This window comes from Stenotrophomonas sp. CC22-02 (assembly GCF_004365115.1).
Lineage (GTDB): Bacteria > Pseudomonadota > Gammaproteobacteria > Xanthomonadales > Xanthomonadaceae > Stenotrophomonas > Stenotrophomonas forensis.
In genome coordinates this window covers 2,011,247-2,022,024 of record NZ_SOCO01000001.1, presented here as the reverse complement: position 1 = coordinate 2,022,024, position 10,778 = coordinate 2,011,247, and the positions used below count along the sequence as shown (strand labels likewise).

12 protein-coding genes are annotated in these 10,778 nt (G+C 69.3%); 7 read left to right on the top strand and 5 right to left on the bottom strand.

The window, feature by feature from the left end:
- From N440_RS09310 to N440_RS09280, 7 genes are all read left to right on the top strand, one after another.
- Entirely contained in the window at positions 1–900 is a 900-nt protein-coding gene (locus N440_RS09310) for a peptidylprolyl isomerase (protein WP_133934867.1), read from the top strand.
- A gap of 23 nt (positions 901–923) precedes the next feature.
- A complete protein-coding gene (locus N440_RS09305) occupies positions 924–2,255 on the top strand; it encodes a nitrate/nitrite transporter (protein ID WP_133934866.1) in 1,332 nt (443 codons plus the stop codon).
- Positions 2,256–2,394: 139 nt separating this feature from the next.
- Entirely contained in the window at positions 2,395–3,609 is a 1,215-nt protein-coding gene (locus tag N440_RS09300) for a coproporphyrinogen III oxidase (RefSeq protein ID WP_133934865.1), read from the top strand.
- A gap of 11 nt (positions 3,610–3,620) precedes the next feature.
- A complete protein-coding gene (locus tag N440_RS09295) occupies positions 3,621–4,397 on the top strand; it encodes a helix-turn-helix domain-containing protein (RefSeq protein ID WP_008265167.1) in 777 nt (258 codons plus the stop codon).
- Positions 4,398–4,416: 19 nt separating this feature from the next.
- Positions 4,417–5,160, top strand: a complete 744-nt coding sequence (gene modA / locus N440_RS09290; protein ID WP_133934864.1) for a molybdate ABC transporter substrate-binding protein — start codon at positions 4,417–4,419, stop codon at positions 5,158–5,160.
- A 3-nt stretch (positions 5,161–5,163) separates the two neighbouring features.
- Complete coding sequence (gene modB / locus N440_RS09285; protein WP_006449309.1) at positions 5,164–5,847, top strand: molybdate ABC transporter permease subunit; 684 nt, start codon at positions 5,164–5,166, stop codon at positions 5,845–5,847.
- On the top strand, positions 5,837–6,505 hold the full coding sequence (locus N440_RS09280) for an ATP-binding cassette domain-containing protein (protein ID WP_133934863.1): 669 nt from the start codon (positions 5,837–5,839) through the stop codon (positions 6,503–6,505). Before modB ends, N440_RS09280 begins: the two co-directional genes overlap by 11 nt.
- A gap of 108 nt (positions 6,506–6,613) precedes the next feature.
- Here the strand turns inward: N440_RS09280 and N440_RS09275 are convergent, their stop codons facing one another.
- From N440_RS09275 to N440_RS09255, 5 genes are read right to left on the bottom strand one after another with little or no spacing between them, the layout of a single operon-like run.
- Positions 6,614–7,414, bottom strand: a complete 801-nt coding sequence (locus N440_RS09275) for a class I SAM-dependent methyltransferase (RefSeq protein ID WP_133934862.1) — start codon at positions 7,412–7,414, stop codon at positions 6,614–6,616.
- Entirely contained in the window at positions 7,411–8,187 is a 777-nt protein-coding gene (locus N440_RS09270; protein ID WP_133934861.1) for an ABC transporter ATP-binding protein, read from the bottom strand. The genes N440_RS09275 and N440_RS09270 overlap by 4 nt, the downstream gene beginning before the upstream one ends.
- Complete coding sequence (locus N440_RS09265; protein ID WP_243831319.1) at positions 8,184–9,191, bottom strand: iron ABC transporter permease; 1,008 nt, start codon at positions 9,189–9,191, stop codon at positions 8,184–8,186. The genes N440_RS09270 and N440_RS09265 overlap by 4 nt, the downstream gene beginning before the upstream one ends.
- Positions 9,192–9,199: 8 nt before the next feature.
- Positions 9,200–10,237 (bottom strand): ABC transporter substrate-binding protein, encoded by a 1,038-nt coding sequence (locus N440_RS09260; RefSeq protein WP_133934859.1) that lies wholly within the window; start codon positions 10,235–10,237, stop codon positions 9,200–9,202.
- Positions 10,234–10,776, bottom strand: coding sequence for a DUF2478 domain-containing protein (locus N440_RS09255; protein WP_166671550.1), 543 nt, complete (start codon positions 10,774–10,776; stop codon positions 10,234–10,236). Before N440_RS09255 ends, N440_RS09260 begins: the two co-directional genes overlap by 4 nt.
- Positions 10,777–10,778 lie beyond the last annotated feature (2 nt).

The following is a 10,778-nucleotide window of genomic DNA, read 5'->3' as shown; positions in this document are numbered from 1 at the left end:
ATGGGCAGCCTGCCGAAATTCCTGCCGATCACCGTGATCGACTCCGCCGCACCGGTGCCCGCCGAGGCGCATTCGCATCACCACGATGCGGCGGAGCAGGGGCCGCGTTCGCTCGGTCAGCCGGCACCGTGCCGGCTGTTCGTGGACGAGACCGCCATCAGCGAGGCCGAGATCGCCCGCGAGATGCAGCACCATCGGGCGATGCGCCCGGAACAGTCGCGCGCCGAGGCGGCGCGTGCACTGGTGGTGCGCGAGTTATTGAGGCTTGAGGCGCAGCGGCTGGGGCTGCAGGCGCCCGAGGGTGGCCGGGTCAGCGATGAAGAAGTGCTGATCCAGCAACTGCTGGAAGATGCGATCGAGGACCGTGTACCGACCGACGAGGACTGCCGCCGTTACTTCGAGCAGAACCCGGAGCGCTTCCGCTCGCCCGATCGCGTGCGCCTGCGCCATATCCTGCTGGCCGCACCGGCCGACGACGTGGCCGGGCGGTTTGCCGCACGCACCGAGGGTGAGCGGCTGGTGGGACTGCTGAAGGAATCGCCGCACCTGTTCGCCGATTTCGCTCTGCGCCATTCGCGCTGCCCCTCCAGCAGCGAGGGCGGTGACCTCGGCTGGCTGCAACGTGGCCAGACCACGCCGGAGTTTGATCGCCAGGTGTTCCGCCTGCGCGAAGGCCTGGCTGGCTTCCCGGTGGAATCACGCTGGGGCTACCACGTGGTCTGCGTCGATGCCCGCGAGGAAGGCCAGCCGCAGCCGTTCGACGCGGTGCTGCCGCAGCTGCGTGATTACCTTGAACTGCAGGTGCGCCAGCGCGAGGTGCAGGCCTACCTGTTGCAGCTGCAGGAACGCTATCCGGTGCGCGGGCTGGAAGAGATCGAAGCTGAAGCGGATATCGGCTGACCCACCTTGAACGAGGAGACCCCATGAACCAGGCTCTTGCCCCCGCCAGTGCCGGGCAGCAGCAGCGTGCGCTGTGGCTGAGCACTTTCGCTTTTACCGTGTGTTTCGCCGTGTGGATGATCTTCTCGATCATCGGCATCCAGATCAGCCAGCAGCTCGGACTGAACGACACCGAGTTCGGCCTGCTGATCGCCACCCCGGTGCTCACCGGTTCGGTCAGCCGTGTGTTCCTTGGCATCTGGTCCGACCAGTTCGGTGGCCGCAAGGTGATGGTGCTGGTGATGCTGTGTGGCGCCGTGGCCACCTGGATGCTGACCTATGCGCAGACCTACACCCAGTTCCTGTTCGCTGCGCTGTGCGTGGGCATCGCCGGTGGCAACTTTTCGGTCGGCGTGGCCTACGTGTCGAAGTTCTTCCCGGCCAGCAAGCAGGGCACCGCACTGGGCATCTTCGGTGCCGGCAACATCGGTTCGGCGGTGACCAAGCTGCTGGCGCCGCTGGTGATGGTGGCCGCCGGCTGGACCATGGTGGCCAAGGTCTGGGCGGTGGCGCTGGCCGTCACCGCCGTGTTGTTCTTCCTCTTCAGCAAGGAAGACCCGTCGCTGGAACAGCGCCGCCGCGAAGGCGTGAAGCCGGTGCCGTTCGCCGAACAGATGGCGCCGCTGAAGAATCTGCAGGTGTGGCGGTTCTCGCTGTACTACTTCTTCGTGTTCGGCGGCTTCGTGGCACTGGCACTGTGGCTGCCGCACTACCTGGTGGGCGCCTATGGCATGGACGTGGGCACCGCCGGCATGCTGGCGGCGTGCTATTCGATCCCGGCCAGCCTGTTCCGCGTGGTCGGTGGCTGGATGTCGGACAGGATGGGCGCGCGCCGGGTGATGTACTGGACCTTCGGTGTCTCGGCCATCTGTACCTTCCTTCTGGCCTACCCGGACACCGAGTACGTGGTGAAGGGCATCCACGGCCCGATCCACTTCCACCTGGCCATCGGCGTGGTGCTGTTCACCGTGCTGGTGTTCGTGCTGGGCTTCTTCATGTCGCTGGGCAAGGCCGCGGTCTACAAGCACATCCCGGTGTACTACCCGGATCGCGTCGGCGCGGTCGGTGGCGTGGTCGGCATGATCGGCGGCCTCGGCGGCTTCATCCTGCCGATCGTGTTCGGTGCGCTGAACGATGCGCTGGGCATCTGGAGCAGCTGCTTCATGCTGCTGTTCGTGCTGGTGGCCGCTGCACTGGCCTGGATGCATTTCGCCATCCGCCGCATGGAGCGCCGCCACTTCCCGCAGATCGACCGCGAGACCGACCTGCCTGAAGCCATCGATGCCGCCGCGGTCGATCGTGCGCGCGGCAGGTGAACGCGGTTGCCGGCCAGCGGCCGGCCCGACCGTGTGTGTGAAGGGGTAGTGCCGGCCGCTGGCCGGCATGAATCCGCGGATGCGTCGCGCTTGATTTCAATCAGGGCAACGCGAGGAGGGACGCCCGAAGATGTCTGCCATGAGCTTCCACGTTGACCAGAGTGAGGACACCGCGCTGCAGGCGGCATTGCTGCGGCAACCCCGGCATGTGCTGTTCCCGCCGGCTGACCAGTTCAGCACCGGCTTCGGCGAAAGTGGATGGCGCGCCGCGGTGCGCGCCAGCAACGAGCACCTGATCCCGCGCGGCCTGACCCTGGGTTTCCAGGCCGGCCGCGGCGGACGCGAGGTACCGCCGCAGGCCTATCTGGAGACACTGCTGCTGGCGTTGCGGTTGCAGGCCGATGCACTGGCCGAGGACCGCGAGGTGGTGGCCATGGTCCTGCAGCTGGGGCTGGCCGAAACGCTGCCACCGCCGCAGCTGGGCCAGCTGCTGGACGCGGTGCCGCAGCATCTGCGCACCGTGGCACGACCCCAGGTGGAGGTGCGGCTGGATGCAGGCAGCGCGTTGTCACCGGCACAACTGCGTGCGCTGGGGTGCACCCGCCTGAACGTGATCGACCGGGCCGACGCGCCGGGGCCGACCCTGCTGGCGCAGGCACGGCAGGTGGGCTTCACCGCGCGTTACTACCAGTTGCGGGTGCCAGCCTGCGAGGATGCAGGCTTCATCGAACGCCTGCATGAGGTGCTGGCCGAAGCGCCCGAGCGCGTGCTGCTGCCGGCACCGTGCGCGTTGCCGCAGCATCCGTCCGCCGCGAACTGGCTGCAGGCCTGGCGCCTGCTGCGCGCAGCGGGCTACGAGGCGATCGGGGGCGATCACTATCAACGGGGTGACCTGCCGAACCCGCACGGGCCTGGCGATGGCCAGCGCCACTGCGACCTGGCGGGCGTGCCGCGCCGTGACCGCAGCGATTTCATCGGCCTCGGCCTGTCTGCCTGCAGCCAGATCGGCGAGGTGTTCTACCGGCTGGAGGACGAATGGGATCAATGGCGCGCTCGGCTGCAGGCCGGGCACATCGGCGTGTCTGCCGGCCTGATCCTGTCTGAAGACGAGCGGCTGGCGGCCGAGGTGGCGCAGAGCATTGCCTGCGACCACGCGCTCGATGCCGCCGCCTTCGAATGGCGCAACGATGAACCGTTCGAGGAGTGCTTCGCCGCACAGCTGCCGGCCCTGTCGCCATTGCTCGCTCGCGGCTGGGCGCAGTGGGACGCACGCGTGCTGCGCCTGGCCGAAGAAGGTCGCCTGCTGTGGCGTATGATGGCTGCATGCTTCCGGCCGGCGGCCGCCATCGCTTGAGTCTTGCCTCGATGTCTCCGAATCCGCCCTCGCATGGCCGCCTTCGCCAGGCGACACCGAATCCCGCCGCTGCCGACGACGGCGACGCACTGCATTTCTGCAGCACCTGTGCGTTCTCCGATGCCTGCATGTCGCAGGGGTATGACAAGACCGCGCTGGGTGACCTGCATGTGCTGGTCGACCATGTCGGTCCGTTCCATGCCGGTGACTACATCTTCCGTGCCGGCGAATCGTTCGATTCGATCGCGGCGGTGCGCGCGGGCATGGTCAAGACCTTCGTCGATGACAGCCAGGGCAATGAGCAGGTGCTGGGCTTTAGCCTGCCAGGTGAGGTGATCGGCCTGAACGCGATCCATGGTTCGCGCTTCCCCTGCAATGCGGTCGCGCTGGATACCGTGCACCTGTGCCGCATCTCGTTCCCCAAGTTGAGCCTGCTGGCCACGCGCATGCCGGGGCTGCAGGCCAAGCTGTTCAGCCTGCTCAGTGCGGAGATCGGCAAGGTCGCCACGCTGGCGGCCAACCACCGCACCGAGGAGCGCATGGCCGCGTTCCTGCTGGACATGTCCGAACGTTATGCACGGCGCGGCTTCTCGGCCACGCGCTTCAACCTGACCATGGCGCGGACCGAGATCGCCAACTACCTGCGGATGGCGCCGGAAACCGCCAGCCGCGTGCTGCGCCGCCTGAGCGATGATGGGATCATCGCGGTGAAGCAGCGCGAGATCCTGCTGTTGCAGCCCGAGCGCCTGGCGGCGCTGGCGGTGGCTGACGAATCCGATCCGAACTGAACCTGGCCGGGAGCCGACCATGAAACGAGCGGGACTGTTGTTGCTGGGACTGCTGGCCACGATGCCGGCCTGGGCGGCCGACCTGACGGTGTCGGCGGCATCGAGCCTGACCGAGAGCTTCCGGGAGCTGGGCGCCGCTTACGAGAAGGCACACCCGGGAACCAAGGTCGATTTCAACTTCGCTGCCTCGGGCGTGCTGCTGCAGCAGATCAGCCGCGGCGCGCCGGTGGACGTGTTCGCCTCCGCAGATGAAACCACCATGGACCAGGCCCAGCAGCAGGACCTGCTGGCGGCCGGCACCCGCGAGGTGTTCGCGGTGAACGCGCTGTGGGTGGTGGTGCCGCCGCAGGCCACGGCCGCGCCGCGCAGCTTGAAGGACCTGGCCGGCGCCAGCGTGCAGCGCATTGCGCTGGGCAACCCGGACAGCGTGCCGGTCGGCCGCTATGCCAAGGGCGCGCTGGAGAAGGCTGGGCTGTGGCCGTCGGTGCAGGGCAAGACCATCACCACGCAGAACGTGCGCCAGTCGCTGGATTACGTGGCGCGTGGTGAAGTGGACGCCGGCTTCGTCTACGCCACCGATGCGCAGGCGATGCCTGACCGGGTGCGCCGGGCCTTCGCGGTGCCGGTGTCGGGGCGCATCGCCTATCCGCTGGCGGTGACCAAGGCCAGCGCGCAGCCGGTCGAGGCCAAGCGCTTCACGGCGTTCGTGCGTTCGGCACAGGGCCAGGCGATCCTGGCCAAACACGGGTTCGGCAAGCCCTGAGGCATGGATCTCGACTGGAGCGCACTGGGGTTGTCGCTGAAGGTGGCCGGTTGGGCCACCGCGATCAACCTGGTGCTGGGCGTGGCGCTGGGCGCGCTGCTGGCGCGGCGGCGCTTTCCTGGCCGTGAGCTGCTGGATTCACTGCTGACCCTGCCGATGGTGCTGCCACCGACGGTGCTCGGCTATTACCTGCTGGTACTGATCGGCCGCAACGGCCCGATCGGCGCATGGTTGCAGTCGTGGTTCGGCATCAACCTGGTATTCACCTGGCAGGCCGCGGTGATCGCGGCGGCGGTGGCCTCGTTGCCGCTGGTGTTCAAGCCGGCCCGCGCGGCGTTCGAGGGCGTGGACGGGCAGCTGGAGCAGGCCGCGCGCACGCTCGGCGTGTCCGAAGCGGCGGTGTTCTTCCGGGTCACGCTGCCGTTGGCCTGGCGAGGCATCCTTGCCGGCCTGCTGCTGGCCTTCGCGCGCGCGATGGGCGAGTTCGGCGCGACGCTGATGGTGGCCGGCAGCATTCCGGGCCGCACGCAGACGCTGTCGATCGCCATCTACGAAGCGGTACAGGCCGGGCAGGATGGCAAGGCCAACGCGCTGGTGATCCTGACCTCGGTGGTCTGCATCGTGATCCTGCTGCTGGCCGCACGGCTGGTCGGCGGGCGCCGCCGGGAGCTGCGTGATGTGGCTTGACCTGCGGGTGCAACGGCGCCTGCAGGCGGCCGGACAGGATTTCGTGTTGGACGTGTCGCTGCAGTGCACGCAGCGGCAGGTGGTGCTGTTCGGGCCCTCGGGCGCGGGCAAGAGCCTGACATTGAAGGCGGTGGCCGGGCTGCTGCGGCCCGGCCAGGGCCATGTGCGCGTGCAGGGGCAGACCCTGTTCGATGCGGCCACCGGCATGGATCTGCCGCCGCAGCGTCGCCGGCTGGGCTATGTGTTCCAGGACTACGCGCTGTTCCCGCACCTGAGCGTGCGCCAGAACGTGGCCTTCGGGCTGCAGAAGGGCTGGTTGAATCCACGCAGCAGCCAGCGCTTCGAGCCGGTGGAGCAGTGGCTGCACGCTTTCCGCATCGACACGGTGGGCGATCTGCTGCCGTCGCAGATATCCGGCGGCCAGCGCCAGCGCACCGCCCTGGCGCGTGCCCTGGTGACCCAGCCGCAGGCGTTGCTGCTGGACGAACCGTTTTCCGCGCTGGACCACGACCTGCGCCAGCACCTGCGCCAGGAACTGGAAACGGTGCTGGACAAGACCGGCATCCCGTTGCTGCTGATCAGCCATGACCCGCAGGACGTGGCCGTGTTCGGCCAGCAGGTGGCCCGTGTGGTGGACGGCCGCATCGTCGGCGAGTGACGCGTGATGGGCGCACTGGCGATGGTTGGTTGCCTCTGATGGTAGTGCCGGCCGCTGGCCGGCAACCATGAAATCCGTAGCAGCCGGCCAGCGCCCGGCGCTACCGGGTCATCCGTTCGTCTCCCACTGGATGAACGCCCAGCGCCGTGTCGGTGCCATGCCGAAACGATGCTGCGGTGAGCGTGCATGCCATGCGCGCACGCGCGCCTCCTCATCCGCATCCAGCGCACCGAACAGCTCCACGGCCTGGCGCACCAGGCCGTCGGCATCCTGGGCGACGTCGCGCACCGATTCGGGCAGGTAATCCACCTGCGGCGAGCGGCCCATGTCCAGCAGCATGTTGATCGGGTAGCGGTGATCGGGCATCGGCACCCAGTCGCGGCCGAGCAGCTCGGCCAGCTCGGGCACGCCGGCACGCGGGCCGGTGGCGAAGGTGATGCAGGCGCGCTGGCGGGCGTGCGCGTCCAGCCTGCGCAGCGCTGCCTCAAGGTCCGGCACCATCAGTGAGCGCGAGGCAATGGCAAGGTCGCAGCGCGGCACGGCGTGCCAGTCATCGGTCCACGACAGCGGCCACGGGGTGATATTGGAGACGCCGTCGCGCGCGATCGCGGCGCGCAGGCCGTCGAGCATGCCGCTGCTGTAGTCCAGGGCATGCACGTGCTGCACCTGTGCAGCGATGGGCAGGCTCAGCAGGCCGGGCCCGCAGCCGACATCCAACACCGTGGCCACACCACCCAGATCAAGCCGGGCCAGGAAGGCGTCGCTGTAGTCATCATGGCGGCGCTTCCAGCTGGTCTGCGCGGCGCGCGCATCCCAGGCACTGGCCGGCTTGGCCTGGAAAGCACAGGCCAGCAGGTGCTGGCGATAGCGCGCGGCGTGGTCGATCGGGGTGGGTAGCGGTGTACTCATGGGGAAGATCCAGAAGCGGACAGGGCGGCAGCGACGCGTGCCGCATCGACGCCATACAGGGTGGCGAGGCGTTCGGGGGTGGCGATCTCCTGCGCAGGGCCCAGCGCCTGCAGGCTGCCCGCCGCCATCAGTGCGATGCGGTCGGCCACCTGCAGCGCGTGCTGCGGTTGATGGGTGGACAGCAGCACGCCGATACCGCGGTCGGCCAGGCGACGCACGGTATCGAGGATGCGCAGCTGGTTACCGAAGTCGAGGCTGGCGGTGGGCTCGTCCATCACAAGCAACTGCGCCTGTTGGGCCAGCGCACGCGCGATCAGCACCAGCTGACGCTCGCCGCCACTGAGCGTGGTCACCGTGCGTTCGGCGAGCGCATGCAGCCCCAGTTCGCGCAGGCACTGCTCGGCAATGGCTTCATCGGCACGCCCGGGGGCGGCCAGCAGGCCCAGGTGCGCGGCACGCCCCATGGCCACCACCTCGCGCACGCGCCAGGCGAAAGGCATGGGTGAGGCCTGCGGCACATAGCCGATGCGGCGAGCGATGGCGGCGCGGTCATGCGCGCGCAGCGGCGTTCCCTGCAGCTCCACCTCGCCGCGCACAGCGGGCAGCAGGCCGAGCAGGGTGCGGAACAGGGTGGTCTTGCCACAACCGTTCGGGCCAAGCAGGCACAGCACCTCACCGGGGTGTACCGACAACGCGAACGGCGCACCCAGTGCCACGCCGGCATGGCCAATGACCAGTCCTCGCGCTTCCAGCAACGGCGCGTTGCCGCTCATGGCCGACGCTCGCTGCGCGCCAGTACCAACAGGAAGCAGGGCACGCCGACAAACGCGGTGAGGATGCCGAGCGGCAGTTCGATTGGCGCCAGCGTGCGCGCCAGCGTATCGGCCGCAAGCAGGAAGCTGGCGCCGAGCAGCAGGCTGGCCGGCAACAACCGACGGAAGTCGGCGCCGACCAGCAATCGCGCGATGTGCGGAACCACCAGCCCCACCCAGCCGATGATGCCGGCCAGCGACACCGCTGCCGCCGTGCACAGCGTGGCCGCGGCGATCAGTGTCCAGCGCAGCGGCGTGACCGCTACGCCCAGCGCGCTGGCCTCCTCGTCGCCGAGGCCGAGCAGGTTCACCCGCCAGCGCAGCAGCACCAGCGGCAACAGCCCGATCAGCAGCAGCGGTGCGGTGACTTTCAGGTCATCAATGACCACCGCGTTCAATCCGCCCAGCAGCCAGAAGGTGATCGACGGCAACTGCGTGTACGGATCGGCCAGCAGTTTCAGCAGCGAGATACCGGCACCAAGCAGCGCCGACACTGCAACACCGGCCAGCACCAACACCAATACCGGATCGTGCCGCCGCACCAGCGCCGCCACCAGGCAGACCAGGCCGACCGCACCCAGGCCGCCGGCAAAGGCGATGCCCTGCACCAGCAGCATCGGCAGGCCGAGGAACAGGCCCAGCGACGCGCCAAGACCCGCGCCCGCGGAGACGCCGAGGATGTCCGGCGACACCAGCGGATTGCGGAACATGGCCTGGTACGCCGCGCCAGCGGCGGACAGCACCGCGCCGATCAATACGGCGGCCAGCACGCGCGGCAGGCGGATGTGCCAGAGCGCCGCCTGCACCGCAGGCGCGGGGGGATCACCCATGCCGAACAGCTGCCAGCCGATGGCGTGCAGCAGCGCCGCCGGTTGCACCGGGAACTGGCCGACCGAGAACGCCAGCAGCAGCATCGCCAGCAGCAGGCTCCAGCCACCGGCATGCCAGGCCCAACGTGGAAGCATGCGCATGCTCAGGCGTTCGCCTGCAGGCTGCGCGCAAGCGCGGCGGGCAATGGCTGGCCCCACAGCAGCTGATGCAGCGCGCTGATGCGGTCGCGCAGGGCGGCAGGTGCCAGTGCGGGCGTCGCGCCGGGATGCAGCCTGGACAACAGCCAGGGCAGGCCGGGCAGGCGATTGATGCCGGGCGGGCCATCCAGCCATCCGAACGGCAATACCGGCGCGCAGTGCAGGCGGCGATCGCGCACAGCGCGCAGGGCGCGCCAGCGCGGATCCTGTGCTGCCCGTGCGGCGAAGCCGGCATCCTGGGTCAGGATCACGTCCGGGTCCCAGGCCAGCAGTTGTTCGAACGAAACGCGGGCCAGGCCGCCGGCACCGGCACTGGCCGCCACATTGCGCCCGCCACAGAACTCGATCACTTCGGTATTGATCGAGCCGGCCAGGCCGCTTTCCAGGCCATCGCTGCCGCGCCCGTAGTACACGCTGGGCCGCGCCGCCTCCGGCCGCATCGCCAACACCTCGCGGACCAACGCCAGCTGCGCCTCGGCGGCCTGCGCCAAGGCTTCGCCGCGTGCGGCCACGCCAAGCAACCTGCCGAGGTGGCGCAGCTGCGCTGGATGATCAGGCAGGCGCCCGGCAATCAGCTCGAAGGGAATCGCGGTCTGCTTCCAGACCCGCTCGGCCGAGTCGCGGTAGTTGGCATCGAAGTCACCGGCATCCAGCACCAGGTCCGGCTGCATCGCAAGCAGGCGCTCGAGGCTGACCGTACTGCCGCGCCCGGCCAGGCGGCCGACCACCGGCAATGCGCGTACGACCGCCGGCAGCTGCGCCAGCGCGTCGGGCGAGACCTTCATCGGCCAGCCCAGCAGGCGCTCGGGCGCCACCGCGGCCAGCAGCACCGCGGCCGGTGGACCGGCCGCGAACACGCGCCTGGGCGTGGCCTTGGGTGCGCCCAGCCGCAGCACACGCTGTGCCGGCATCGCCAGCAGCTCGGCACTGGCGATCAGCAAGGGCGCGAGCGCGAACGCCTGCAGCAGGGCGCGCCGCCTCATGCGGCCGCCTCGGGTGCTTTGCGGCAGGCATCCCACCAGGCCTGCACGGCCGCGTCCTCGGCGGGCAGCTCGATGGCCATGCCGCCGGTGAACTGCCGCCACGCGTCGAGGTAGGGCAGCTTCACCGCGGTCAGCAGCGGAATGCCCGCCAGCATCAGCGCCAGCAGCTCATCGGCCATGCCGCCACCTTCAGATTCCAGCGTGCCGAAGCGGTTGGCGATGGCCAGCTCCGCACGGTCCTGCAGCGCCCGGCGCAGCACCACGCTGGCATCGGCGATGCCACCCGGGTCGAGGTTGCAGCCACAGGACGCCGGGCCCAGCGCCTGGCTGATCGGGTAGCGTGAAGCGGGATCGGCCACGTCCATCAGCGCCATCCGCTTGCCGCCGTTGGCCGCGGGCTCGTGCGGCAGGTGCACCAGCCCGCGCACGCGATGTCCGGCGGCCAGCTGGCGCGCGGCGAAGGCGGCCAGCAGTCCATCGGGCTCGCCGCTGTGGTCATGCACGATCGCCGCGATGCGCGGTGTCGAGGACGCGGTCATGC